Origin of the sequence: Deinococcus fonticola, from assembly GCF_004634215.1 — a bacterium.
GTDB classification, from domain to species: Bacteria; Deinococcota; Deinococci; order Deinococcales; family Deinococcaceae; genus Deinococcus; species Deinococcus fonticola.
On record NZ_SMMH01000004.1, the window covers coordinates 48,852 to 73,766 of the forward strand.

Here is a 24,915-nt window from a genome sequence, read left to right on the forward strand (position 1 = left end):
GTTCATTCTTTCATCACCGTCACCCATCACCGCCGTCTGGGCACAAAAAGTGTTAGAACAAGGCCCCTTGCCCGAGCCCCCCTCCCCTGCCCCTGCGCCGCGTGACGCCGCCGTGACCTTCCTTGAAGCGCGGCGAATGACGCCGCAGGGCAGCCAGGTGCTCACCGACGCCGTGGCGGTGGAAGAACCCCTGGAACTGCGCCTGCAAGGCGGCCCTGAACCGCTCACACTGGCGGTACTGATGCGAACACCGGGGCACGACCGGGAACTCCTGCTGGGCTGGCTGGTTTCCGAGGGCCTGCTGCCCGCCGAGTTTGACCTCCTGCCGGACGATGAAAACCGGAACGTGTGGCACCTGTTCACGCCCGAGTACGCGCGGCTGGCGGCGGGCGCCCGCCTGGGGGTGTCGTCCAGCGCCTGCGGCGTGTGCGGAACGGGCAGCATCGAACGGCTGGCGATCCGGGCCGGGTCGCCGGTCTGGACGGCTGAAACGGTCGAACCCGAACTGATCCTGGGTCTGCCGCAGCGGTTGCTGGCCGCCCAGGCGGGCTTTCACGCGACCGGGGGCCTGCACGCGGCGGGCCTGTTCTCGGCCAGGGGTGAACTGCGGCACGCTTTCGAGGACGTGGGGCGGCACAACGCGGTGGACAAGGTGGTGGGCCACGCTGCACAGCACCTGCCGCTGACCGATCAGCTGCTGTGCGTCAGCAGCCGCGCCGGGTTCGAGATCGTGCAGAAAGCCGTCATGGCGGGGATTGCGCTGGTGGTCACGGTGGGGGCGGCCACCAGCCTGGCGGTAGAGACGGCCCAGACCTTCGGCGTGACGCTGTGCGCCTTCACGCGCGAGGGACGTTTCACGGTGTACTCTGCGCCGCAGCGGATTCTTTCAGAAAGGCCCTGACCGCCTGCAGTATCGAGGCTTCCGCCTGGGCGCGGGACACTGCGGGAAGGCCGTCTCCCTGCTGCGGGCCGTACCGTCCGAAGAAGCTGTGAACCGCGCCGGGAAGCGTGGTCAGGGTTGTGGTGGGCGGCAGGCGCTTCAGGCCGTCCCTGACGTCGGCAGGACGCGCCACGCCGTCTCTTTCGGCCAGCAGCGACAGCACCTTCAGGTTCGTGCGCCGCAGCGACGTGTTGCGCGGCGGGTAGGCCGCCTCCAGAATCAGGCCGTCCAGCCGCAGCGAACGCCGCGCGGCATACTGGGCCGCCATCGCCCCGCCCAGCGAGTGACCGCCCACGAAAACGCGCCTGCGTTTGCCGTAGCGGTCGATCAGGTGATCGGCGCGGTTCACGCCCAGCACCGCCAGGTCGAGGGGAAACACCGGAATGACCGTCTGCACGCCGTCCTGCGCCAGGGCGCGGCCCAGCCACTCGTAGGCTTGCGGGCGCACCCGGCCCCCCGGATAGAAGATAAACAGCGTCTTCGCCTCGCCCCTGGCGGGCAGAATGTTGATGAAATGTCCGCCATCCTGCTGCAGGGTCACGCGGGCCGCCAGACTGGCTGGCGTACTCACGGCCTCCTGGCCCAGCACCAGCGGTGGGCGCTGCACCCACTGGGCCGCCAGCGTCGCCGCCCACCCAAGCACCAGGCCCAGCAGCACGAACAGCGCGGGGCGCCAGCGCACCTGGGCCGGCCGCCTCACGTTCGGAAAGCGGGTCAACCGGGCCTGCAGGCGAGGAAAAAGTGAACGCATGCTCCGTCAGCATGCCAGATTTCCCGCTAGCATACGCGGGTGACCACCCCGCGCCCCGCCTCGCGCCCCGTGCCCACGCAACCCGCCGGGTACGTGCAACTGGCGCGCTACAGCAGCCTCACGCACCTGTGGCGCGTTATTGCCGGGGCGCAGCAGGCCGGGCGCGACGTGACGCTGGTGCGCGGCGACACCCCGGAAACCGCCCGCCGCAAGCTCAGCGGGTACACCCTGCCCAATGCGGGGCTGTTCATCGACACGGCGCCCATCCTGCGCGAACTGGAGGACGGCTTCGAGGTTCACCCGGCCCTGATCGCCCTGCTGGGCGGCGACCCTGCACCGCTGAGAAGCGAACTGGACGCCCACCACGAACTGCAACTGGATTTCACGGTGGCCCTGACCGCCGGGCGCGACTTCATCTGCCGCCCCGACTTCAAATTCGTGCCCATCGTGAAGGGCCTCAGCGACCTGCCTCCCCAGCTGAAACTCCGCGCCCGGCGCTTTTCCCGTGACGAAATCAACATGCTGCTGCTGCGCTCCTGCGGCCTGGCCTAAGTGCAGCAATGCGGGAGACAGCCACCTTCTCCAAACCCCACCCTACAACTTCACCGTCCCATCAGCCCGAGGCCGTCGGGCGCGAAGCGCACGGGCTATAGGAACCGTCCCCGGACGTTCCGTACACAAAGCCTTCTCGCCTTAAGCCCCGTCCCAGAGCCAGCTCCCGCAAACAGCATCCACCTGCCGAGTGCAGCGACACTCCCCCCTCCACCAGGTTTGGGGCAATGTTTTTGCGAGTCTGGCGTCAACGCGCAGGTCGCCCAGCGCGGCGAAGATATATCCCCGGTGCGGAGAGCTGTAGACCTGCTTGCAGAGCGGGGCTGGGGGGGAGGGGAAGCACGAACCTCAACCGCTCCCAAAACCTCACCCGTCGCTGGGCGTACGCTTCTTGGGTTTGGTGGCGGCGAACGCGGCGAGTTGCGCGGTCATGCTGGCGGGCGTGTTGGTCAGCAGGTGCCGGCTGCTGGAGTTCATCTGTGCGAAGCGCTCGATGCGGTCGAACATCTCGCTGAAGAGTTCCTGTGGCATGTCCAGCGCGGGGCTGAGGCGCACCACGCGCTTGCTGCTGAGGCTAAGGTTCGCCATGACGCGGGCCTGGTGAATCTCGCGCAGGGCCAGGATGGCGGTGGCCTCGAACACCAGTTCCTTCAGCAGGCCCGGCAGCGGCAGGCCCACCATGGGCTGAAATTGCATGGCGAACAGCAGGCCCTGACCGCGCACCGTCTCGAACAGTTTCGGAAAGCGGCGTTGCAGGGCTTGCAGACGCGCCAGGCCCTGCTCGCCCAGGTGCAGGCTGCGGGCCGGGAAGTCGTTGTCGATCAGGTATTCCAGCGACTTCAGGCCCACCGCCATCGCCAGGGCGCCGCCGCCGAAGGTGTTGCTGTGCCGCTTCGAACTCAGACCGCCCAGCATCTTCTTGTAGATGGGGTGGCGCACGATGGTGGCCCCCACCGCTACCATGCCGCCCCCCAGCGGCTTGGCCAGCGTGAGGATGTCCGGGTCGAGGCCCTGCGCGGCGCTCTCGAACCAATGCCCCGTGCGGCCCAGCCCAGTCTGAATTTCGTCGGCAATGACCACGATGCCGTGCCGCTGGCACAGCTCGCCCAGGCCCTTCAGGAAGCCGGGCGGGGGAATGTTGACGCCCCCCTCGCCCTGAATAGGTTCCACCACCACGGCCACGACGTTGTCCGGGCCGACGCGGCGAATCAGGGTGCGCAGGGCGTCCAGATTCCCGTAAGGACTGGTCAGGGCGCCGGGCACCAGCGGGCGGAACACGTCCTGATACTCGGGATTCGGCGTCAGGCTCAGGCTGCCGTACGTTTTGCCGTGGTAACCGCTGCCGAAGGAGATGAAGTATTTGGCCCTGGGCCGCCACGCCTTGGCGAACTTCATGGCTCCCTCGATGGCTTCGGTGCCGCTGGAGCAGAAGAACACCTGATCGTCCGCGTGGCTGGGCAACTCGCGGGCCAGCAGGTTTACCAGGTTGGCCTGCAAGGCCGCGCGCCAGGGGCTGCTCGACTGCTGCGGCAGCGCCATAGCCCGGTTTTTTTCCATGAACTCCTGCACGAACTCGGTGATGACTGGCGGCATGTCCCCGAACGGCACGGCGGCGTACCCGGAGGCGTTGATGCGCCGCACGCCGCGCTCGTCCTCCAGTTCCCAGGGCGTCACGCGGTAAAACGGCCCGGCCAGGTCGAGCAGGTCAAGGCCGTACAGCAGTTCCTCGTTGCCGTACTTGAGGTCGAGGCGGCGGGCCTCGGCGGGCGTGAAGCGTTCGGAGAGCACGTCGTCGGCGCGAATGAAACGGCGGGCACTGGTGTGGGCCGGAGCGAGTTTAGACTCGTGGGAGTCTCGGATCATTCCGCCAGTGTAACGGTCAACTCCCGGCGAAAGTCAGGAGCGAGGTAAAGGCCGAGTGTATGGGCCAGTTCTTCCAGCCAGGCCCAGGCCGCCCGGTAACACCGCTCCAGTTGGTCAAGCCCGTCCGTGAGGGCCGCGTAACGTTGCATCACTGCCGGCGAAAGTTCCTGTTCGGCCAATCGGTACGGATTGAGCCAGTGCGCCGTCTGACCGTGTGCCAAGCGCGCGAGCCGCAACAGGGCTACCTGAAGCCAGCGCAGCAGTTCCAGCGCCCTGACCCGCTCCCCACGCCTCAGGACATTCCACCCGAACACCAGCCAGTTCAGCGCGCGGTCAAAAATCTGTTGCGCTTCCTGTGCCGGGTTCAGTCCGGGTCTGGCGGCGAGTTCCCGCAGCAGCGCGAGTAATTGCCCGTCTCTGTCCTTGACCAGCATCTTTTCAGGGTGAATGTGCTCGTTTGGCCAGTGAAGGACAGCGCCCATCTCAGCGACGTTTGCGACGTGCAATTCAATGCGGATCAGGCCCGACACCGTGATGTTTGGCGTTCCGAACTCGTTCACGACCTGATGCAGAATTTGGAATTCAGAGCCGTCCAGCATCTGCGCCAGCCACGGCACGACCTCCATTTCCTGTTCGGTGAAGGCGTAGTATTCCACGTCACTGAAGGCGTCACCGTTGCCCTGCGTGAGGCTGCCATAAGACAGCGCAAAGCGTATTCGGTCGTCGGTTTGCAGGGCGGCGCGAATCCGGGCGTCCAGTTGAAGTTGCTGCATCCACGCACTGTAAGGCGCCCATCCCCACTTGCCTGACCTCAGATGAAGTCAGGCTGACCTGAGCGCCTATAATTTCCCTTCGTGGAAAAGATTCTGCTGTCCCTTCCGGTTGGCGAGAAGGTTGGTATTGCGTTTTCTGGCGGCCTGGACACCTCGGCGGCCATCGCCTGGATGAAGAAGAAAGGCGCGGTGCCTTACGCGTACACCGCGAACCTGGGGCAACCCGACGAGAGCGATTACGAGGACATCGCCCGCCGCGCCCGCGCTTACGGCGCACAGGAGGCCCGCACGGTGGACTGCCGCGACCTGCTGGTACACGAGGGCCTGGTGGCCCTGATGTGCGGCGCGTTCCACATCGAATCGGGCGGCAAACGCTACTTCAACACCACTCCGCTGGGCCGCGCCGTGACCGGCACTGTGCTGGTGCAGGCCATGCAAGAAGACGGCGTGGACATCTGGGGCGACGGCTCCACCTACAAGGGCAACGACATCGAGCGCTTCTACCGCTACGGCCTGATGACGAACGCCAGGCTGCGCATCTACAAGCCCTGGCTGGACCAGACCTTCGTGCGCGAACTGGGCGGGCGCAAGGAAATGAGCGAATTCCTGACCGAGAACGGCTTCGAGTACCGCGCCAGCAAGGAAAAGGCGTACTCGACCGACGCCAACATCTGGGGCGCGACGCACGAGGCCAAAGACCTGGAATTCCTGAACAAGGGCATGAAGATCGTCGAGCCGATCATGGGCGTGAAGTTCTGGGACGCCAGCGTGGATATCCAGCCCGAGGAAGTCAGCGTGACTTTCGAGGAAGGTTTCCCGGTCGCCCTGAACGGCAAAACCTTCGACAACCCGGTGGCGCTGGTCGAAGAAGCCAACACCATTGGCGGGCGGCACGGGCTGGGCATGAACGACCAGATCGAGAACCGCATCATCGAGGCCAAGTCGCGCGGCATCTACGAGGCTCCCGGCATGGCCCTGCTGCACGTCGCCTACGAGAGGTTGCTGGCCGGTATTCACAACGAAGGCACGCTGGACAACTACCGCACGCTGGGCCGCCGTCTGGGAAGACTGCTGTACGAGGGCCGCTGGTTCGACCCGCAGAGCCTGATGCTGCGCGACACCCTGCAGAAGTGGGTGGGCCGCGCCGTGACCGGCACCGTCACGCTGGAACTGCGCCGGGGCGACGATTACACCATTCTGGACACCGAAAGCCCGAACCTCACCTACCACCCCGAACGCCTCAGCATGGAGCGTGTGGAGGACGAGGCGTTCAGCCCCCTCGACCGCATCGGGCAACTGTCGCTGCGCAACCTGGACATCGAGGATTCCCGCACCAAACTGGAGGTCTATGCCAGGGCCGGTGTGCTGCCGGGTGGACAGGTGAAAGCGCTACTGGAAGGCGATAAGAAGGAATAGGGCATTCAAGCGGTGCCAGAACGTGTTGCGGCTGTGAGGCCGTGCTACTGCATGCGAGGTTGTAGCTCCTGAAGCTGCCCTACATGCGGTAGCAAAGGTGAAACCGGCAAAAGTGGTGGGTGGAGAGAGTTGACGCCCTCTTCACCCACCATAGATTTTGTCCGCTCATACGAATTCCGTTTGTTTCGTTCACCCACCGGAACATCACCGGCGTGCTCACTCCACGTCTGGAAACCGTTTTGCTCGGATTGAACCGTTTTATAAACGATTCAATCCGAGTTGGTCTCAGGCCCGGTCGCGTAGCCACTGCAGCAGCAGGTCTTCCACCAGTTCACTCATGCTTTCGCCGCCGTCCTTGCGGTACTCGCGCCAGACCGCGCGGATGGTGCTTTTGCGGACGTACACGGCTTCGGCTTTGTCGTCGGCAGCGGTCTTGCGCCGGCCATCTGGGGCGGGAGTGGTTTTCTTGCTGCCCTTCTTCTTTTTCTTCTTGCCGGTGTCTTCCAGGTAATCAAAGCGGCTCACAGGTCAATGTCCAGTCACAGCAGTTCGCGGGAAAGCGAGAGAATGTCGTCCCAGGCCGTGTCGGCGCGGGGGTCGCGGATGTCGCGGCACAGCAGGCCGGCCTCGGCGGCTTTCTGGTAGGCGGCGTACAGCCTGACCAGGGTATTGCTCACCGTCCAGCCCTCGTCGCGCAGGCTTTCGCGGGCGTCCTCTCCGGCGTGACCGACCGGGGGCACACGGGTCAGGGCCACACGGGTCTTTCGCATGGCGTCGCCCTCATCGCGCAGAAAGTCCAGCAGTTCACGGGTGGATTCCAGTTCCAGGGCGGACGTGCCACTCGGCACCAGGATCAGGTCGGCGCGGCCGGCCAGTTGCCGCAGCTCCTTGCGTTTCGGGCGGCCTTCGGTGTCGATGACCAGCACGTCCAGATCCACCAGTTTTCTGGGTTTCACGTCGTCCGGCTGGATCACCGAATACCCCAGCCCGCCGTGCTCCCCGGCTTTCTGCGCCCAGCGCAGGCTGCTGCCCACGCGCCCGTCCTCGTCGACCAGCATGACGTTCAGGCCGCGTTCGTGAAATGCTCCGGCGAGGTGAACAGCCAGGGTACTTTTGCCCACCCCTCCCTTCTCGGATGTGATGGCAATGACTTTCGGCATGCCGTTCAAACTACCAGACCCTTCATGTTCTCATGTCAGCCCCGCAAGATAAGGGTTCAGTGAATACAGACACACCATTGCAGCAGCTTCTGGACTCCGAACCCTACTGGATTGCCCGCTCCATGCAGGAACAGGGCAGCCGCTTCTACCGCGCGCTGGGGCAAGCGCTGGAAGCCGCCGACGCCGTGAACCGCCGCCGCATTTACGAAACCTGGACGGCCGAGTGCCTCGACTTTTACCAGCGGGGCCTGCGCCTGGCGGAAGCGGAGCGCTAAAGCATTGCCCAAAGAGCGAGGTGCTTTGGGCCGAGCGGCGCGATTGAATTGGGAAACACTGGAGTATGCGGGATAACGTTCCACTCCTGACAGAATTCGGCGAACTGCTCTAGGATGTCCAGAATGAACTCCACTCCCACGCTGCTGGCCGTTTACGCTCACCCCGACGATGAAGCCTTCAGCGTGGGCGGCACCCTGACGCACTACGCCCGCAGAGGCGTGAAAGTCGTGCTGGCCTGCGCCACACGTGGCGAAGCCGGGAAAATTACCGTGCCAGGCATGACCGTGGACGACCTGGGCCAGCAGCGCGAGCAGGAGTTGCGCGCCGCGTGCCAGGCGCTGGAAATCCCGGAACCCGTGTTCCTGGATTACCACGATTCCGGGCGCTATGAACGCACACGTCTTGATGACCCGAAAGCCATGATGAACGTGAACGTGTTCGACGTGGAAACAAAACTCCGCGCCCTGATCACCGAGGTGAAGCCACAGGTCATGGTCACCTTCGACCCGCACGGCGGGTACGGTCACATCGACCACCTGCAGATTCACCGGGCGACCCTGGCCGCGTTTTTCAGCACGGGCCACCTTCCCGACGGCGGGCCGCAGCGCCTGTACTACAACGCCCTGACTATCCAGGCCGCCGAGGGCATTGCCCGTATGGGCCAGAACCTTTCGCCCGAAATCTATGGCGTGTCCGACTCCACCATCGCCGTGCGAATGAATGTCAGCGCTTACGCCGCGAACAAGAAGGCCGCGCTTGCTGCCCACGGCACCCAGATGGGCGAAACCAGCCTGATGGGCCGCATGACCCCCGAGGAGCGGGAGCAGATGGAAACACGCCTGCTCGGCGTGGAGTCCTTCAGCATTGGCGGAACGCGCACGCCCCTTACCCGCTACCCCCTGCGCGGCCTGTTCGATGGCCTGCCCGAATTCGAGCACCTGGACGCCTGAGCGCTTGCTTGTGCCATAAAAAAAGCGCCGCTGTAGAGCGGCGCTTCGTCAATTCTATTTACTCGGTGGGGGCGCTTCCGGTGTTGCGGCGTCCCCGGCGGCGGCGGCGACGTTTGGCATCGTCACTGCTGGCGGTTCCGTTCGTCTGGGTGGCTTGAGCCTGGGCAGGCTGAGCTTGTGCGGCCGCAGGAGCCGGGCGGTGGTCGCTGCCCTGTCCCTGGTGCCCCCCTCCCTGTTGGCCCCCCTGTTGGCCGGAGCGTCCGTTCAGGTGACGAACGGCGCCACGGTCACTGTTGCCGCGAGTCCAGCCGCGCCCGCCACCCTCGCCGCGCTCGTGGCGGCTGTACCCGCGTTCACGGCCCGCGCGGGCCTGAGTGGGGCCTTCGTCCGGGGGCAGGTTGTCGGTCGTCCAGTCACCAAAGTACATGCGCTGCACGGTGATGTTCACCGGGCGCAGGTGCTCGTTGCGGGGGCGTTCCAGCGTGATGACCCGGCGAGATGACCCACCGCCCGAACGGCTCTGGCCGCCTTCGCCCATGCTGACGCCGCCGAAGGTCGGGCTGCCCTGGCGGCCGCCCCGGCCACCGCCACGCTGCTCGTTACGGTTCTGGCCCTGTCCGCTGCGGCTGCGGGTGTACCCGCCACCACTTGGGCGAGCGCCACTTTGCGGACTGGTTTGAATGCTGGGGTCGTCCAGCGTGAACTTGCGCGGCGCGCTGACCTGCACTTTCTGCAATTTCTCGCGGTGTTCCGCCTCGCGGTCTTCGCGGCGGCGGGCACGGGGTTTCACGGGGGTATCCGTATCCATACTTTTCTCCTGCGGGGCTTTCAGTTGGCCCAGCTTGTACTCGGGGTCGGTGGGGTCGGCCAGCACCAGGTCGATCTGGCGGGCCAGGGGTTTCACGTCCTGAATGGTGATGCCCACCGGGTCGCCCAGACGGAAGCTCTTGCCGCTGCGGCGGCCCTTGAGCATCTGCGCGTCCTCGATAAACACGTAGTAATCATCGTCCAGGTGGCTGATGTGCAGCTTGCCTTCCACACCGTTGTCCAGCGCGACGTACAGCCCCGAAGCGACCACGCCGGACACGTTCCCCTGGAAACTCTCGCCCAGGTGTTCCTGCGCCCACTTGCACTGGTAGTACTTCGTGAGGTCGCGTTCGGCCTCGGCGGCGGCGCGTTCACGGTCGGACGTGTGCTCGCCCATGCCGGGGAGCCGCGCCTGAAACTGAGCCAGGTTGCGGTTGCCAGCCTTGAATTCGCCGCTTTGTACAGCTTTCAGGGTGCGGTGCACCACCAGATCCGGGTAACGGCGAATGGGCGACGTGAAGTGCAGGTAGTCGTCGAACGCCAGGCCGAAGTGGCCCAGGTTCTCGCCCGCGTACTTGGCCTGCTGCATGGAACGCAGCAGCAGCGTGTTCACGACGCTTTCGCGGTGGGTGCCGCGCACCTGCTTCAAAACTGCCTGGTACGCCTGCGGGGTAGGCTCCCCGCCAGGGAAGGCGAATCCCAGCCGGCCAATCGCCTGGCTGACGTCCTGAAAGCGCTGCAGGGTGGGTTCCTCGTGAATGCGGAAGAGGGTCGGCACCTCGCGCTGCAAGAGGAACTGCGCCACGACCTTGTTCGCCAGCAGCATCAGGTCCTCGATCATGCCGCGCGCGGTTTCCTCGCGGATGGGGATCAGTTCCATGCGCCCGTCTGGGCCGACATCCACTTTCACTTCGCGCAGTTTGAAGTCCAGCGACCCTTCCCGCAGGCGCTTCTGACGCAGTTTGGTGGTGATTTTCAGCAGCAGGTGCAGGTCGCCTTCCAGGTGGCGGGCGTGTTCGGGCAGGGTGGCGGTGGCTTCGCTGTACGCCTGCACCTCGTCGTAGGTGAGGCGGGCCTTGCTGTTGATCACGCTGGGCGCAAGTTTCACGTCCAGAATGTCCCCTTCGGGCGACAGCTCGACCAGGGCGGTCATGGTCAGGCGATCCTGATGGGGCACCAGGCTACACACGCCGTTTGAGAGGTGCTCGGGCAGCATGGGCAGCACACGGCCCGGCAGGTACACGCTGGTGGCCCGCGCGTACGCTTCCTGATCGAGGGGCGTGCCTTCCTTCACGTAGTGGCTCACGTCCGCGATGTGCACGCCTACCACGAAGTTCCCGTCCGGCACCGGCTGAATGTGAATGGCGTCGTCGAAGTCCTTGGCGTCGCGTCCGTCCACGGTAAAGATGTTGAAGTCGCGCAGGTCAAGGCGACCCACCAGGGCTTCCTCGGGAATCTCGACCGGCACCGCTTCAGCCTGCGCCAGTACATCGTCCGGAAAGTCGCCGCGCAGCTTGTACTTCACAATGACGGCTTCCGTCTCGGTGAAGGGGTCATCCTCGGTGCCCAGCACGCGGGTCACCTGGCCAAACACCTCGTCCTCACCGGTCGTTTCCGGCCAGAACAGTTCAGTCACGACCCGGGCGCCGCCTTCCAGCTCTTCCAGGCCGTCGGGCAGCAGCAGAATACGGTGACGGGCGCGGTGGTCGTCCGGCTTCAGGATCGGGTGACCATGCTGGAATTCCAGCGTGCCCACCAGCTGGCGGTAAGCCCGCTGAACAATCCGAACCACACTGGCCCGCGGGTTGCCGTCGCCTCTCTGGCCCCGGCGTCCGCCACGGTTGTCGCGTGTGTCGCCGCGACCTTCCATGCGCACCAGCACGATGTCACCGTTCCACGCTTCCATGGTCTTGTCGGCCGGGACGTAGTAATCCTCGCCGCCACTGTCGGGGATAACGAAGCCGAAGCCCGCCTGCGAGGCCTGAAAACGCCCGCGTACCAGACTCATGGCATCCGGCAGACCGTAGGTTTTCTTGCGCGTGCGAATGACCTGACCGGCCTCGACCAGCTCTTCCAGCAAGTCAGTGAGGTTTCGCCACCCACCCAGGCGTTCCAGCGTCTGGCGCGTGAAAGTCTTCTCCAGGTCGCGCACGTGAACAGGTCGGCCCAGTTTCCGCAACTGCGCGATCAGGATGTCCTGCTCCGGGTTCGCGTCGGGAAGTTCTTCCCCTTCAGGCTCCACGGCTTCTGGTTCAGGCGCCTGAGCGGTTTCTTTGGTGCGTTTGGGCTTGCGGTTCCTGCGGCTGGGCTGGGCAGCCTCCTGGGGAGCTGGCGTGTACTCCTCGTCGAACGCGGCCGGGGAATCCACGAAGGACTCCTTGGTCGTGTGCGTAATGGTCGTGTGCGTAATCGCCGGCGCCGGGGTTTCCGGCTCGACCGGCACGCTCTGCACCCCCGGCAGGTCGGCTGGCATTTCCGCCGTTTTCGCTGCTTTGGGTTTGCGGCCACGGGTGGCTTTCGGCCTGGGAACCTCAAGAATCACCGGTTCCGGTGTGGCCTCCACGGGTGCGGGAATCGGTTCTCCGACTTCAGCGACGGGGATCGCTTCCGCTTTCGGCTTGCGGCCTTTTCTGGCGGGCCTGGGGGGAATGACCTCTGCAAGTTCGTGGGTCGCCTCCACGAGCGCTTCCATCTGCGGCTGGCGGTCAACGCTTTCCGGGTTCACTTCCGGCTGGGCAGGAGCCACGTCCAAGTCAGCCTGACTTTCCATCACGGGAACTTCAGCTACTTTCGTCTTCCTGGTTCTGGAACGGCTCTTAAGAGCCACCGGCTCTTCAGCAACTTGAGGCTCGCTGCTGACCCGCTCGGCGCTGACTTCCTCAGCCCTGGCTTTGCGGCTCCGGCTGGTTTTCTTCGTCTCGGCGGGCAGCTCTACAGCCACCGTTTTGGTAGCCGTTTTTTTCTTCGTGGCCCTGGGCGTCGCCGCCGCGGGCACACTTTCAGGCCCTTCCATCTGGAAAGTCCCTTCGTTGGTGTTCACGGCGTCTGCCGAAGTTGATGTCGACTTTTTCTTTTTCGGACTGGACGATGCACTGGCCTTGGCTTCCGGTGCGGCGTCCTGCTTTTTCACTCTTGGCATTTACGCACCTATGGTCAGTACGCGCCCGTGAGCAACACATTCTGTAAACGGCTGGCCTGCGAAGTCACTTGTTTCGCGGCGTGGACGTTCCACTCACGGGGAACAGGGTCTGACCCATCTCTCTTTGCTTCCTCGGGCTTACTCGCACGTTCCTTCCGCGACCCTCATGGTTCATGCGGTGATTGCACGGCAGTTCCCGGCAGCAAAACCAGCATAACACGCCGTGCCTTACGTTGTCTTTACATAATCTGGCGGATGGGTGAACAGCAGCAGAGCGTCAGTGACGACGAGAATGGAACGAAAAGGAACAGAGTTCGCTTCACACGTCTGCTTTCCCGGGTTTTGAGGAAAGCGCAGAGAATACCTACGGGTGGTGACGGGCCCTTATTCAGCAGGCAGTGGCGCGGGTCTCGTCGATTGACCCGATTATCTTTTATATTTCTGGCCCAGAAGCTGGCCTAAGATGCGTACCAACCGGGACAAGTCATGATTGTTCTCCGCATTCACGGCATTGAACAATCTGGAATGAACAGGGTTCTTTAGAGGTTCTGTGGCAAAACCTGACCCAGTTCGATCACGCCGCTTAAGGGGGCGTGGTCGCTGAGTTTTATGTTCCTGTCGACGCACACCTGCTTGATCTGTACGCCGGACGCCAGCAGGTAATCGATACGCCAGCCGACGTTGTTCGCGTAGGCGCCCGCCCGGTTGCTCCACCAGGTGTACTCGGCGGCTTCACCCAGGTGAGCGCGGTGGCAGTCGGTCAGGCCGCTGGCCAGGTGGGCAGTCATCCATTCGCGCTCGTGGGGCAGGAAGCCGCTGCTTTTCTGGTTGCTGCGCCAGTTCTTGATGTCCACGTTCTGGTGAGCGATGTTGTAATCGCCGCCCAGCACTACGGGCAGGCCCTCGGCCATTACGCCACTGACCCACGCCTGGTAGTCGACCAGCACGCGGTCTTTGAAATCCTGACGCACTTCGCCGCTGCTGCCGCTGGGCAGGTACACGCTCACGAAACGAATGCCGCGCACCACGGCGCTGATCACGCGGCCTTCGGCGTCCACTTCATCGTGCAGCATGCCGATGCGGGCGTCCGTGAATTCATGGCGGGTCAGCAGGGCCACGCCGCTGTACCCGGCTTTCTGTGCGGCCCCCCACACGCCCCCGTAACCCAGATGCGCCAGCGCGTCCGGCATGGGGTCGGCCCGCACCTCCTGAAGCAGCAGCACGTCCGGGGCTTCACGTTCCACCCAGTCCACGAACCCCTTGCGAATGGCGCTGCGCAGGCCATTGGCATTGAAGGTCGTCACTTTCAGGGTGGGCAGCGCGGTGTTCATTGGCCCCGTGTTCATCGGTGCAGTGGTCATCGGGCAAAGAATAATGGGGAAAGGCTTTCTGAATGCCAGTTCAGTCAATTCAGTCCCATTGATTGTGGCGAGAGGGTACGCTGAGCCTCATGGCAGACATCAAGTTCTTCAACGAGTCCGACGGTCAGGAGTTCAGCATGGCCCAGCACCCCAAGGCTGCCCGCGTGCTGGACGACATCAGGGTCTGGGCGGAATCGAACAGGTTCGAGCACGTGACCTTCTGGCGCGACCCGCAGGACGAGCACAAGTTCTGGGTGCAGCTGGGCGATGACCGCCTGAACTACTGGATTCACGACAGCACCTTCACTGAAGGCAAGCACGAGACGGTGGAAATGCAGATGGATTATGCCCGTGGAGCGCAGCGCCGCAGCGCCGCCGGGTTCGCCAAGTTCGACAAATAGGCGCGCAGTCCAGATATTCGGGAGCCGGGTCAGGCTCCTTTTTTTTGGACTAGAAAGATGATCAGGTGAAGCGTGTCCGCCAGAGGAAAAGAAAGGGCCTTCAAGTCTGCTTTGAGGTCGTAGGTGCTCAGGAGATCGGCAGCGTCCAGGTTGTTCAGGCGGAGGGGCAGCGTCACCTCCAGTCGCCTGGCCAACAGGCCCGCAGCAGACAGCAACTCCTGCACCGGCTCCTCGGCACCCCGCTTGGAGGTCACGCGACCTACCTGACGCCAGAGCCGGTGCAGGTGTAGGTGACCCTGCACCCCCACGATCAATTCACCGCCGGGCCGCAGGACACGCTGTGCCTGCGTGAGCGCCTGAAGGGGATCGAGGCAGTGCAGGAGCATGCGGATCATGAACACCACGTCGAAAGACGAGTCCGGGAAGGGCAATTCCTCGGCGTACCCCTGCTGAACTCTTGGCCCTGGGTGTGGATCGAGACCTGTTCTTTTGCCCTGGTGGCCGCGCATGCCCAGGAAGTTGAGGAGTCGCCCCTCGCCTGCCCCGATGTCCAGCACGTCAAGCACGTCACAGTAGGCGGGAAGATTCATGGCATTCAACAGCGGGTCGTGCGGCCAGTCCCGCCCCAGCTGGAATGAGAGGAGAGCATCCCGTTCGTTCAGGCTCATCTCGGTTGACCTCTGACGGAAGGCGGCGAAGCGTATCCAACTGTTAAAACCGTCGGCCACCTGCATCTTTGAGCGTTTAAATCTTCGGACATTTAGACGTTGAGACGCCGCACCACCGGCTCATTCCTCGTGAATAGCGACATACACGCCATCCGCGTTCATCCAGCCCCGGTACATGCCTTCGGTGTCGTAGGGCAGCGCGACGTTCCCGTGCCTGTCCACCGCGCACAGGCCCGCGCCGCCCCCGCCGAGGCGGCCGGTCTCGTCGATCTGCGCCTGCGCGGCCTGCGCGAGGGTTTCTCCGGCGTACAGCATCCGGGCGTGAATGCTGTGTGCCAGCGCCGTACGAATGAAGAGTTCGCCTTTGCCCGTGCCGGACACGGCGCAGGTGAGGTCGTCCGCCCAGGTGCCCGCCCCGATGATGGGGCTGTCCCCGACCCGCCCGACGGGTTTGGCGGTGTACCCACCGGTGGAGGTGGCGGCGGCCAGGTGACCGTGCGCGTCGAGGGCCACCGCGCCCACCGTGCCGTGCTTCTCCTGCGCGGTAGCCTGGGCAGCCGTGCCCTGACGCTGGCGTTCCAGCATTCTTTCCAGCAGTTCGCGGCGCGAATCGGTGGAAAAGAAGCTGTTCTCCACCACCTCCAGCCCGCGCTCCTGTGCCCAGGTGTCGGCGGCCTCGCCGATCAGGAGCAGCGGATCGGCCTGCTGTGCCAGTGCGCGGGCCGCCAGAATGGGGTGCTTGATGCGTTTTGCCCCGGCCACCGCGCCCGCCAGGCTGGTCTGACCGTCCATGATGGCGGCGTCCAGTTCATGCGTCCCGCCCTGGTTGAAGGCCGCGCCGTGACCGGAGTTGAAACTGGGATGCGACTCCAATTCCACCACCGCCGCCGTGACCGCGTCCAGCGCCGTGCCTCCACCGGCCAGCACCGCGTACCCGGCCTCCAGAGCGTTTCTCAGGCCAGCACGGGCGGCCGCGTCGGCTTCCGGTGTAAGGCTGGCTTTCGAGATGGTTCCCGCCCCACCGTGAATGGCGATCACGGGCTTTCCTGCTGTGTTGGTCATGCCCTCAGGCTAGCGCCCGCAGACACTCAGGACGCGAGGGGAGCGGAGACTCTGCAGGAGCTTGGACTGCGGGCACCCCGACATCTGGAGGCACTACAAAGGAGAAATCCTCCTACAGCGGGCTGAACAGCGGCGCCCCAGCCCCAAAGGATTTACGAGTCGCCGCGCCGGCTGGCCTGATGCGCCCTGAACCACTGGGGTTGAGAACCGTCCAGATCGGTGAAGCCGTAAAGGTCGGCCAGTTCGCCCACGTCCATGACTTTGCCGCTGAAGCGCCGGGCCTGCGGGTCGGCGGCGAGCGCCACGAGGCCCCGTGCGGCGTAGTGCGGCGTTTCCGTCTGGCCGGCCAGTTCCTCGGGTGTGTGGTGCGTCAGCATCAGTTCCGTGCGCATCCAGCCGGGCGCGACACCGATCACGGGAATGTCCTTTGCCTGCAGATGATGCCCCAGCGCGTACACCAGGCGGTTCTTGGCCGCTTTGCTCACCTCGTAGGGCAACCAGGCCGGCGGCTCGTCGGTGTGCCAGGTGGTGTTGAGGATGATGCCCGAATGGGCGTGACCCATCAGGTGCTTCAGGGCCAGCAGCGAGGTGACGTAATCGCTGTAGGCGCCCCCCAGCAGCATGCCTCTGAGTTGTTCCAGCGGTTCGTCCCAGACTTCGGATGGCTGCGTGGGGTTCCTCACGACGTCGTGCCCACCCCAGGCGTTATTGACCAGGATGTCCAGGCGCCCGTGCTTTTCCCTGATGCTCAGCATGAGGGCTTCCACCTGCGACGGGTCGCTGTGGTCGCAGCGGACGGCCTTGCCCTGTCCGCCGGCGGCCTGAAGGGCGTCCAGCGTGTCGTCGATGGTGGTGTCCGGCAGTTGCGCCTGCGTACTCTGGCCCCGAACACTGCGGGCCGTGCAGATCACGAACGCGCCCGCCAGCGCCAGCTCCAGTGCCACTGCGCGCCCCAGTCCCCGCGAAGCCCCGGTCACCAGGGCGATTTTGCCGTTCAGCGAGGGCGTCATCCCATTATTTTACCGGCCCCAGGTGCCGCAGGGCCAGTCAGATCAATTCCTGCCGACGGTCGCGGAACACCACGTAGGCCAGCCCCAGGGTGCTCAGGATGCTGACCAGGCTGCTCAGGCCCGAGCTGATGAGCGGCAGGGTGATGCCGGTCAGCGGCAACACGCCCAGGGCCGCGCCGATGTTTTCCAGCACCTGAAAACCGATCTGGCCCAGGATGCCGGCCATGATGATCTGGTCGTCCAGGCGGCTGGTGCTTCCGGCCATGCTGGCCAGCGTCCAGAACAGCAGGCCGTACAGAAGCAGCACGCCGAGCGCACCCACGAAGCCCTGTTCCTCGGCCCAGGTACTGTAAGCGAAGTCGGTGTGCGCGGCGGGCAGAAAACCGTTGTGCGACTGGCTGCCCTGCTTATACCCCTTGCCCTGAAGCCCACCGGAACCGACCGCGATGGTGCTCTGAATGACCTGGTAGCCGGCCCCGCGTGGATCCTGGTACGGGTCGAGGAAAATAGTCAGGCGTTTTTGCTGGTACGGTTCCAGGTGCGGGTAAAGCACCGTCGGGACGGCGACGGCCAGCGCCAGGGTCGCCAGCAGGGCGTGCCAGGGGGGAATGCGGGCGGCCAGCATCATCACCGCGAACATGGCGCCCAGCACCATCGCCCCGCCGAAGTCCTGCGTGATCACCAGCGCCAGCGCCGGCAGGAAGATCAGGAAGGCGCGGTTATACGTTCGCAGGCCCTGATACCCCTCGCGCAGCGCCACCGCCAGCATCAGGATCAGGGCGAACTTCAGGATTTCCAGCGGCTGGAATTGAACGGGCCCAACCACCAGCCAGTTGCGTTGCCCGTTGACTTCCTTCCCAAGCACGAAGGTGCTGGCTTGCAGGAACAGGGCCGCCCCGTACAGCCACGGCGCCGCCTGGTAGATGCGTTCCTTTCCGGCCTTCCACATCACGAAGACCGGCACAGCGGCCAGCGCAATGCCCAGCATCTGCTTCGTGAAAATGCCCGGCGTGGCCGTTGGCGACAGGGCCGCCGTACTGACGGTCATGAGCCCCACCCCCAGCAGCAGCGCCACGATGAGGGGCAGGCGCAGATCGTATTTCAAGAAGTCACCTTCGACACACCGACAGGCTAATGCACCTGATGCTGAGTTGAGTATGGGGCGGGCCAGAGGGCGGCGCATTAGAGAAACGCACGGTAAAGCTGCGGTGGGGAGAATATCCTTCGCTTCGCCTTCTCGGTGGCAAAAGTCAGGAATACAGTGCACCGCATCTCTTTTGAGGGCCTTGTCAAGCGGCGCAGCATAGGCCCCGTAGGTAGACGGCGAGAGATCATTCGGGCCAGTGCCGCCTGACCGCCCTGTTCACCTTCTGACCCGGCCCATCTTTTCAGCTTGCCCGCGCCGTGGTACACTTCTCCAGTTTGTCCCCGGAAACGGGGATGCATTTTCGCGTGAAACCAGCAGGCCCCCGCCCGTTGTGGCAGCTTTGAGTGGCATGGGCGGCCTTACCGCGAGCAAGGAGAACTGTCATGAAGCGTACTTACCAACCCAACAACCGTAAGCGGGCCAAGACTCACGGCTTCCGCGCCCGCATGAAGACCAAGGCCGGCCGCAACATCCTGTCGCGCCGCCGCGCCCGTGGTCGTCAGCAGCTGACCGTCAGCGACGAGTAATCTCGCCTCGTCTGCCCCTTTCGCGGGATTACCCATCACCACTGTGAACAGCGCCACGCAGGACAGCACCGAGCAAGCTCGGCCCGCCCGTCCGGTGGCGCTGGCCTCGTTGAAGGGCGAAAAGGAATTCCGGAAAGTGCGCAGCCACGGAGTGGCCGTGCGAGATGCGCTGTTTACCCTGCGTGTGGCCGAGTACCGCCCGCGCTACGGGGAAACGTGGCACCCCCGGGCCATCGTGGGCATCGTGGTCAGCAAGAAGACACTGAAGCACGCGGTGAAACGCAACCGGGCGCGGCGGCGCGTGCGCGAGGCGCTGCGAACCTTGCCGGGCGGGCTGCCCCCCTGCCGGGCCATTCTGATGCCCAATCCGGCGGTGCTCACAGTGCCTTTTCAGGAGCTCCAGGCCGCGCTCGCCAGGGCACTGGCCAAAGCGCCGGGGCGCGTGAAAGGCGGCAAGTCCCGTGGGCCAAAGTCAGGCGGGGCTGCCAAATCAGGGAACCCGGCGGAGGGCCGCCGCGTAACAGCGTCCATGAACTCCACAGCACCGAAGGAGGAAATGTGAGCGAACCCGTATCAAATGGGTTAGCATCTGGGGGGGCAAGCTCCGGAGGCAGAGCGGCGCGTGGCCTGGTTCGCATCGTGCGGGCCTACCAGCATCACCTTTCCCCGCGTAAACCCGCGCCCACCTGCCGGTTCACACCCACCTGCTCCGAGTACGCCGCGCAGGCCATCGAGCGCTTCGGGGCCATGAAGGGCGGGTGGCTGGCGACGTGGCGCATCATGCGCTGCAACCCGCTGATCGAGGGTGGGTTCGATCCCGTTCCCACGCACTTCCCTAGACACCCCCACAACAAAAGCGAGAAGACGACGCATTCATGAAGAACAAACTCCTGCTTCCCCTGACCGCCGTGGCGGGCACCCTGCTCCTCACGGGCTGCATGCCGAACACCCCACTCCCCACCTTCGGGAAGGCCATCACGCCGCAGTGGATCAAGGCGGACTTCGACGGCAAACCCGGTGATGAACTGATCGCCACCAGCAACCTTCAGGACGTGGTGTTCAACGACCGTGGTGAGATCATCGGCTGGTACGTGAAATCCTACGCGGGCACGCCGTACATCAAGAACAGGAACGGAAGCTGGGGTTTCTCCGCCTTGAAAGACCAGAAAGGCATTGCGAACATGGTCGGTCAGGCGCAGGTGGCCGGACGGCACGCTCTCGCGGTGAGCGGCGGCGACCTCGACCCCACGAAAGAAGCCCAGGTGACGGCCCCGACCACCGAAACCAGGCTGGAGCAGAACACCCAGACGGCGGTCTTCAGATACACGCAGGGCGGCGCGACCGTCACGAAAACCGTGACCCTGCACCCGCGCAACTTCAAGATCGACCTGAAAACCAGCGTGCAGGGCGGCCCGGAGAGCGTGAACATCCTGTTCCCCGGCCTGGGCAAGAACAGCGGGCCCAACGTGCAGGCGCTCTCGGGCGGACAGGTGGTGCAGCTTCAGAACCAGGTGCTGAAAAACGTCGAGTACGCCGCCATGCAGGAGAAACCCAGCCAGGTGGCGCACGCGCTGATCGTGGGGCCACAGGCCGGCACGGCGCTGGACGTAACCCTCACCGGTGGGCAGCAGGCCAGTATCGTGGCGCAGGTGCCTGCCGAGAGCAACTTACAGGTGTACGGCGGCAAGAACGAACTGATTCACCTGTACCAGAGCGGCTACGCCCAGTACATGCCGGGCCTCTTTAAACCGAATCTGTTCGGGCAGATCAGCCTGTGGATCGTGAAGTTCATGGAGTTCCTGTACAAGATCATCGGGAGCTGGGGACTGGCCATCGTGGCCATGACCATCCTGGTGCGCCTCGCCATGTGGCCGCTGATGCAGGCGCAGGGTCGCACCAGCGCCCGGATGCAGGTCATGCAGCCGCGCATCAAGGAAATCCAGGAGCGGTACAAGGACAAGCGCGACATGGAGTCGCAGCGCGCCATGCAGGCGGAAATGCAGCAGCTCTACAAGGATCACAACTTCAACCCGGCGGGCTGCCTGAGTTCTTTCCTGCCCTTCCCCATCCTGATTGCGCTGTGGTCGACCATCCGCAACTTCGAGTTCGACAAGGGCTTCCTGTGGATGCCGGACCTGGCTATTCCCGATCCCCTCTACATCATGGCGCTGCTGTACGTGCTGGCCAACATCGGGCAGTTGTACGTGATGACGCGCAAGTCCCCGGAGATGTTCAAGCAGCAGATCATGATCTACGTGATCTTCCTGTACTTCGCCTTCACCTTCCCCGCTGGCGTCATCATTTACAGCGTCCTGAGCACCCTGATCGGCATTCTTCAGCAGGTGATCATCAACAAGCAGGTGGAACGCGAAACCCAGAGCCTGGCGACCACCGTCGAGAAAGTCACGGTCACGGCCCCCGTCAAGAAAAAAGGCGGCAAGGTGATCGACGCGCCGAAAGAATAAAGACCCGGCGACTTACCCCCAGCCGATTCCTCAACACCCGACTCCCTGTCCACGTGATGGGGAGTTTTCTTTTGGCGCCGAGTCCCCAACCCTTCCAGGGTTTTGGCACTCCCCTTAACCCGCAAGTGGGCCACTTCGACCAGATCAACGGTCATTCATATCAGCCGCATCCTTCTGCCTCCCAGAGCTTTATCAGGCATGGGGGAGGGTTAACCCCACGTCAGGGTTGTGTGAGGGGCTTGTCAGGTTGAAGGGGTAGACTTTTCTCGTGACAGACGCAGGGTAGGCCGTTTGACGTACAGGACTTCTCACTTGTCCGAATACCTCAAACTTGATATAGTTGCACTCAAGTTTCCTGGTATAACCAGCGGAACCCACGCCGAGCACCACCGGGCGAAAGGAGTCATGAATGCCCACCGAAACCACCCCACTTCCCAGCATTGTCCCCGTCTGCCCCGTGCGTGGCAGCGTGATTTACCCCAGCATGGTGCAGCACATCGACGCCAGCCGCGCCATCTCCATCAACGCCATCGAAGCCGCCATGAGCGGTGAGAAAGTCATCCTGATCGTGTCCCAGAAGGACAAGGACGTGGATGACCCCAAAGGCAGTGATCTGTACGACATCGGTACCGCCTGTAACGTGCTGCGCGTCCGTAAGAACCCCGACGGCACAGTGCAGATGCTGGTCAGTGCCGTGGCCCGTGTGAAAGCCACCGAGTACCAGCGCGGCGAGTACCTGACCGCCAGCATTGAACCGCTGAGTGCCGGGAAGGACAAAACCCTGGAAGTTCAGGCGCTGACCCGCGAGCTGAAGGAGAAATTCGAGGCCATTGCCAACAACGGCAAGATCGGCAGCGAAGCCGTGCAGACCATCAACGGCAAAGATGACGTCGGTGAAATGGCCGACCACATCGCCTTTAACCTGGATTTCAAACTGGAAGACAAGCAGGCCCTGCTGGAAACCGCCAACATCACCAAGCGCCTGACGAAACTGCTGACCCTGCTGGACGCCGAGCAGGAAGTGCAGGCCATGCAGCAGAAGATCCGCACGCAGGTGAAGGAAGAGATCGACAAGAACCAGCGTGAGTACTACCTGCGTGAGCAGATGAAGGTCATCCAGAAGGAACTGCACGGCGGTGACGACGAGGAAGGCGACGAGGCCGAGCAGTTCCGCGCCAAAATCGACGCGCTGAACCTGAAACCGGACGTGAAGAAGGAAATCGACCGCGAAGTGAATCGCCTCTCGCGCATGCACCCCGACGCTGCCGAGGCCAGCGTGATTCGCACGTACCTGACCTGGGTGACCGAGTTGCCCTGGAACGAGCGCAGCGAAGACCGCCTGAACGTCGAGGAAGCCGCGCAGGTACTGGACGACGACCACTACGGCCTTGAGAAAGTCAAAGACCGCGTGCTGGAATTCCTGGCGGTGCGCCGCCTGCGCAAGGAACGCGCCGAACGGGGCGAAATCAGCGCTGAGGAAGTCAATAAAGGCCCGATTCTGGTGTTCACCGGCCCTCCCGGTGTAGGTAAAACCAGTATCGCGCAGAGCATCGCCAAGTCGCTGGGGCGCAAGTACGTCCGCATTGCGCTGGGCGGCGCTCGCGACGAGAGCGACATTCGCGGCCACCGCCGCACGTACATTGGCGCGATGCCCGGACGCCTCATTCAGGGCATTCGCACCGCTGGCACCAAGAATCCCGTGATCCTGCTGGACGAGGTGGACAAACTGGGCAGCAGTTATCAGGGCGACCCCAGCGCGGCCCTGCTGGAAGTGCTCGACCCGGCGCAGAACCAGCACTTCACCGACCACTACATGGGCGTGGCCTTCGACCTCAGCGAGGTCATGTTCATCGCCACCGCCAACTACCCCGAACAGATCCCCCCGGCCCTGATGGACCGCATGGAAGTGATCGAGTTCAACAGTTACATCGAGCAGGAGAAACTGGAGATCGCCAAACGCTACCTGCTGCCGCGCCAGCTGATTCAGAACGGCCTGAAAGCTAACCAGATCAGCTTCACCGATGCCGCGCTGGAGAAACTGATCAGCCATTACACGCGCGAAGCGGGCGTGCGTAACCTGGAACGCGAGATCGGCACGGTGGCCCGCAAGGTCGCCCGCCGCATCGCCACCGGGGAAGTCAAGCGCGTGAAAGTCACCGACAAGGAACTGGAGCGTTACCTGGGCCAGCCGCGCCACACCCCCGAAACCGAGGGCCAGGAGGACATGGTGGGCGTGTCCACCGGCATGTTCTACACGCCGGTGGGCGGGGACATCCTGTTCGTGGAAACCAGCATCATGCCTGGCAAGGGCGGCCTGGTACTGACCGGACAGCTCGGGGACGTGATGAAGGAAAGCGCCCGCGCCGCCCTGACGTACGCCAAGAGCAACGCCGAACGCTTCCACATCGACAAGGACAAACTGGACAACAGCGAAATCCACATTCACGTTCCCGCCGGAGCGATTCCCAAGGAAGGCCCCAGTGCAGGCGGCGCAATTGCCACCAGCCTGATCAGCGCCCTGACCGGTATTCCCGCTCGCCACGATGTTGCCATGACCGGGGAAATGACCCTGACAGGCCGTTACCTGCCCATCGGGGGCCTGAAGGAGAAGGTGCTGGGTGCCCGCCGCGCCGGAATCAAGCACATCATCCTGCCCAAGCAGAACGAACCGGACATCAACGACATCCCCATGCACCTGCGCAGCACCATGCGCTTCCACCCCGCCGAAACGCTGGATCAGGTGCTGGACGTCTCGCTGGTCGGCGGCCTGAAGGCCCTGGAAGCCCCCCGCGACGGCAGCGTCCCCACCCCCCCCACCGCGACCAAACGCAAACCCGCCCGCCGCACCGGCGCAGGCGCCAGAGCGTAAACGCAATCCAAACGAAGTCCCCCGCCCGAACAAGGTGGGGGATTTTCATTTGATTATGTACGCTGAGTCATGCCTTCCCTGATTGAAACAGCCTCTCTTGAAGATGTCCTGGCACGTATCGAGAGTTGGTACGCGGCGCATGTCCCGGCCATCCAGGCTTCCTTGCGCCCTGGCGTGCCTGAAGAGGAATTAAACGATGTGGAAGCGCGAACGGGATTGAAGCTGCCGGAGGCTTACCGGACGTTATACCGCTGGCATGATGGGCAGGAATTCGGGCCAGGCGGCATGTTCGGCATGACATTTCAGTCATTAGCACGAGTGGAGCAGGTTTGGGAACGCTGGCAGGATCTTCTTCACGGTTCGCCGGACTTGAATACGAACATTCCCAGTCAATCTCACCCACCGGACGCCATTCAGGAGGCCTACATAACGCGTGGATGGTTGTCTTTTCTGGAGGATGGCGGGGGGAGCGGCGTCGGTATCGACCTTAATCCTGGCCTGGAGGGTGTAGTAGGCCAGGTCATCAATTTTGGGCGGGATGAGCAGGAAAAGTACGTCCTGGCTGATTCACTCGACGCTTTCCTGCGGGAGTACCTGCGTCGTCTGGAAACGGGGCGGGCCAGCGCCGTGCGAATAGAAGAGTTTGACTGGGAACTCTGGGCCGTTGGCCTACACGAGGATAACGGGCAGTATGTCGATGGTTATTTTTCTCTGGCTCAAAAGTTTCCTGGCTTCGGCGCTTCGCCCGGCCTGTGGCAGCGGTGACAACTTGACTTCA

Annotated in this window: 23 protein-coding genes; 12 read left to right on the forward strand and 11 right to left on the reverse strand. The window is 63.7% G+C overall.

Features of this window, described 5'->3' with window-relative positions; translation table 11 throughout:
* Positions 1-67: 67 nt before the first annotated feature.
* Entirely contained in the window at positions 68-901 is an 834-nt protein-coding gene (gene fdhD / locus E5Z01_RS03495; protein ID WP_240738165.1) for a formate dehydrogenase accessory sulfurtransferase FdhD, read from the forward strand.
* On the opposite strand, the gene E5Z01_RS03500 is transcribed toward fdhD, so the two are convergent.
* Complete coding sequence (locus tag E5Z01_RS03500; protein WP_135228110.1) at positions 855-1,691, reverse strand: alpha/beta fold hydrolase; 837 nt, start codon at positions 1,689-1,691, stop codon at positions 855-857. The genes fdhD and E5Z01_RS03500 overlap by 47 nt on opposite strands.
* A 39-nt stretch (positions 1,692-1,730) precedes the next feature.
* Here E5Z01_RS03500 and E5Z01_RS03505 point away from each other — a divergent pair, with 39 nt between their 5' ends.
* Entirely contained in the window at positions 1,731-2,243 is a 513-nt protein-coding gene (locus E5Z01_RS03505) for a hypothetical protein (protein ID WP_167757750.1), read from the forward strand.
* Positions 2,244-2,609: 366 nt separating this feature from the next.
* Here E5Z01_RS03505 and E5Z01_RS03510 read toward each other — a convergent pair whose 3' ends face one another.
* Both E5Z01_RS03510 and E5Z01_RS03515 read right to left on the reverse strand, forming a co-directional pair.
* On the reverse strand, positions 2,610-4,106 hold the full coding sequence (locus E5Z01_RS03510) for an aspartate aminotransferase family protein (protein ID WP_135228111.1): 1,497 nt from the start codon (positions 4,104-4,106) through the stop codon (positions 2,610-2,612).
* Entirely contained in the window at positions 4,103-4,879 is a 777-nt protein-coding gene (locus E5Z01_RS03515) for a hypothetical protein (protein WP_135228112.1), read from the reverse strand. The genes E5Z01_RS03510 and E5Z01_RS03515 overlap by 4 nt, the downstream gene beginning before the upstream one ends.
* A gap of 81 nt (positions 4,880-4,960) precedes the next feature.
* On the opposite strand from E5Z01_RS03515, the gene argG reads away from it, so the two are divergent.
* Positions 4,961-6,295: an argininosuccinate synthase gene (argG, locus tag E5Z01_RS03520; protein ID WP_135228113.1), complete on the forward strand. Its 1,335-nt coding sequence runs from the start codon at positions 4,961-4,963 to the stop codon at positions 6,293-6,295.
* Positions 6,296-6,580: 285 nt separating this feature from the next.
* Here argG and E5Z01_RS03525 read toward each other — a convergent pair whose 3' ends face one another.
* Entirely contained in the window at positions 6,581-6,820 is a 240-nt protein-coding gene (locus tag E5Z01_RS03525) for a hypothetical protein (RefSeq protein ID WP_135228114.1), read from the reverse strand.
* A 14-nt stretch (positions 6,821-6,834) separates the two neighbouring features.
* The gene (locus E5Z01_RS03530; protein ID WP_135228115.1) at positions 6,835-7,455 is read right to left on the reverse strand and encodes a ParA family protein; all 621 of its coding nucleotides are present in this window, start codon (positions 7,453-7,455) and stop codon (positions 6,835-6,837) included.
* A 59-nt stretch (positions 7,456-7,514) separates the two neighbouring features.
* On the opposite strand from E5Z01_RS03530, the gene E5Z01_RS03535 reads away from it, so the two are divergent.
* On the forward strand, positions 7,515-7,730 hold the full coding sequence (locus E5Z01_RS03535) for a hypothetical protein (RefSeq protein WP_240738178.1): 216 nt from the start codon (positions 7,515-7,517) through the stop codon (positions 7,728-7,730).
* A gap of 123 nt (positions 7,731-7,853) precedes the next feature.
* Positions 7,854-8,681: a PIG-L deacetylase family protein gene (locus E5Z01_RS03540; protein ID WP_135228117.1), complete on the forward strand. Its 828-nt coding sequence runs from the start codon at positions 7,854-7,856 to the stop codon at positions 8,679-8,681.
* A gap of 58 nt (positions 8,682-8,739) precedes the next feature.
* On the opposite strand, the gene rnr is transcribed toward E5Z01_RS03540, so the two are convergent.
* Both rnr and E5Z01_RS03550 read right to left on the reverse strand, forming a co-directional pair.
* The gene (rnr, locus tag E5Z01_RS03545; protein WP_167757751.1) at positions 8,740-12,627 is read right to left on the reverse strand and encodes a ribonuclease R; all 3,888 of its coding nucleotides are present in this window, start codon (positions 12,625-12,627) and stop codon (positions 8,740-8,742) included.
* 539 nt (positions 12,628-13,166) lie between these two features.
* Positions 13,167-13,988 carry an exodeoxyribonuclease III gene (locus E5Z01_RS03550; RefSeq protein ID WP_240738166.1) on the reverse strand — a complete coding sequence of 274 codons (822 nt, stop codon included), beginning with the start codon at positions 13,986-13,988 and terminating at the stop codon, positions 13,167-13,169.
* Between the two features lie 89 nt (positions 13,989-14,077).
* Between E5Z01_RS03550 and E5Z01_RS03555 the strand changes: the two genes are divergently transcribed.
* Entirely contained in the window at positions 14,078-14,389 is a 312-nt protein-coding gene (locus E5Z01_RS03555; RefSeq protein WP_135228118.1) for a hypothetical protein, read from the forward strand.
* 29 nt (positions 14,390-14,418) lie between these two features.
* On the opposite strand, the gene E5Z01_RS03560 is transcribed toward E5Z01_RS03555, so the two are convergent.
* From E5Z01_RS03560 to E5Z01_RS03575, 4 genes are all read right to left on the reverse strand, one after another.
* Entirely contained in the window at positions 14,419-15,057 is a 639-nt protein-coding gene (locus E5Z01_RS03560) for a class I SAM-dependent methyltransferase (RefSeq protein ID WP_167757752.1), read from the reverse strand.
* A gap of 120 nt (positions 15,058-15,177) precedes the next feature.
* Positions 15,178-16,119, reverse strand: a complete 942-nt coding sequence (locus E5Z01_RS03565; RefSeq protein ID WP_135228120.1) for an isoaspartyl peptidase/L-asparaginase family protein — start codon at positions 16,117-16,119, stop codon at positions 15,178-15,180.
* Between the two features lie 152 nt (positions 16,120-16,271).
* Positions 16,272-17,129: an SDR family NAD(P)-dependent oxidoreductase gene (locus tag E5Z01_RS03570; RefSeq protein WP_135228121.1), complete on the reverse strand. Its 858-nt coding sequence runs from the start codon at positions 17,127-17,129 to the stop codon at positions 16,272-16,274.
* A 37-nt stretch (positions 17,130-17,166) separates the two neighbouring features.
* Positions 17,167-18,234, reverse strand: a complete 1,068-nt coding sequence (locus tag E5Z01_RS03575; RefSeq protein WP_135228122.1) for an FtsW/RodA/SpoVE family cell cycle protein — start codon at positions 18,232-18,234, stop codon at positions 17,167-17,169.
* Between the two features lie 425 nt (positions 18,235-18,659).
* Here E5Z01_RS03575 and rpmH point away from each other — a divergent pair, with 425 nt between their 5' ends.
* The 6 genes from rpmH (at position 18,660) to E5Z01_RS03605 (ending at position 24,902) form a co-directional block, all read left to right on the forward strand.
* Complete coding sequence (rpmH, locus tag E5Z01_RS03580; protein ID WP_119765764.1) at positions 18,660-18,803, forward strand: 50S ribosomal protein L34; 144 nt, start codon at positions 18,660-18,662, stop codon at positions 18,801-18,803.
* 109 nt (positions 18,804-18,912) lie between these two features.
* Positions 18,913-19,365 (forward strand): ribonuclease P protein component, encoded by a 453-nt coding sequence (rnpA, locus tag E5Z01_RS03585; protein ID WP_135228230.1) that lies wholly within the window; start codon positions 18,913-18,915, stop codon positions 19,363-19,365.
* The gene (gene yidD, locus E5Z01_RS03590; RefSeq protein WP_135228123.1) at positions 19,362-19,682 is read left to right on the forward strand and encodes a membrane protein insertion efficiency factor YidD; all 321 of its coding nucleotides are present in this window, start codon (positions 19,362-19,364) and stop codon (positions 19,680-19,682) included. The genes rnpA and yidD overlap by 4 nt, the downstream gene beginning before the upstream one ends.
* The gene (gene yidC, locus E5Z01_RS03595) at positions 19,679-21,268 is read left to right on the forward strand and encodes a membrane protein insertase YidC (RefSeq protein ID WP_135228124.1); all 1,590 of its coding nucleotides are present in this window, start codon (positions 19,679-19,681) and stop codon (positions 21,266-21,268) included. Before yidD ends, yidC begins: the two co-directional genes overlap by 4 nt.
* Before the next feature lie 409 nt (positions 21,269-21,677).
* Positions 21,678-24,137, forward strand: a complete 2,460-nt coding sequence (gene lon, locus E5Z01_RS03600) for an endopeptidase La (RefSeq protein ID WP_135228125.1) — start codon at positions 21,678-21,680, stop codon at positions 24,135-24,137.
* 69 nt (positions 24,138-24,206) lie between these two features.
* The gene (locus E5Z01_RS03605) at positions 24,207-24,902 is read left to right on the forward strand and encodes an SMI1/KNR4 family protein (RefSeq protein ID WP_135228126.1); all 696 of its coding nucleotides are present in this window, start codon (positions 24,207-24,209) and stop codon (positions 24,900-24,902) included.
* Positions 24,903-24,915 lie beyond the last annotated feature (13 nt).

Coding starts and splice junctions, on each gene's coding strand:
- E5Z01_RS03560 (WP_167757752.1), bottom strand. CDS start 15,057: ATGAGCCTGAACGAACGGGATGCTCTCCTCTCATTCCAGCTGGGGCGG.
- E5Z01_RS03555 (WP_135228118.1), top strand. CDS start 14,078: ATGGCAGACATCAAGTTCTTCAACGAGTCCGACGGTCAGGAGTTCAGC.
- E5Z01_RS03540 (WP_135228117.1), top strand. CDS start 7,854: ATGAACTCCACTCCCACGCTGCTGGCCGTTTACGCTCACCCCGACGAT.
- E5Z01_RS03500 (WP_135228110.1), bottom strand. CDS start 1,691: ATGCGTTCACTTTTTCCTCGCCTGCAGGCCCGGTTGACCCGCTTTCCG.
- yidC (WP_135228124.1), top strand. CDS start 19,679: ATGAAGAACAAACTCCTGCTTCCCCTGACCGCCGTGGCGGGCACCCTG.
- rnr (WP_167757751.1), bottom strand. CDS start 12,627: ATGCCAAGAGTGAAAAAGCAGGACGCCGCACCGGAAGCCAAGGCCAGT.
- E5Z01_RS03565 (WP_135228120.1), bottom strand. CDS start 16,119: ATGACCAACACAGCAGGAAAGCCCGTGATCGCCATTCACGGTGGGGCG.
- lon (WP_135228125.1), top strand. CDS start 21,678: ATGCCCACCGAAACCACCCCACTTCCCAGCATTGTCCCCGTCTGCCCC.
- E5Z01_RS03605 (WP_135228126.1), top strand. CDS start 24,207: ATGCCTTCCCTGATTGAAACAGCCTCTCTTGAAGATGTCCTGGCACGT.
- rpmH (WP_119765764.1), top strand. CDS start 18,660: ATGAAGCGTACTTACCAACCCAACAACCGTAAGCGGGCCAAGACTCAC.
- E5Z01_RS03530 (WP_135228115.1), bottom strand. CDS start 7,455: ATGCCGAAAGTCATTGCCATCACATCCGAGAAGGGAGGGGTGGGCAAA.
- E5Z01_RS03510 (WP_135228111.1), bottom strand. CDS start 4,106: ATGATCCGAGACTCCCACGAGTCTAAACTCGCTCCGGCCCACACCAGT.
- E5Z01_RS03570 (WP_135228121.1), bottom strand. CDS start 17,129: ATGACGCCCTCGCTGAACGGCAAAATCGCCCTGGTGACCGGGGCTTCG.
- E5Z01_RS03550 (WP_240738166.1), bottom strand. CDS start 13,988: ATGACCACTGCACCGATGAACACGGGGCCAATGAACACCGCGCTGCCC.
- E5Z01_RS03515 (WP_135228112.1), bottom strand. CDS start 4,879: ATGCAGCAACTTCAACTGGACGCCCGGATTCGCGCCGCCCTGCAAACC.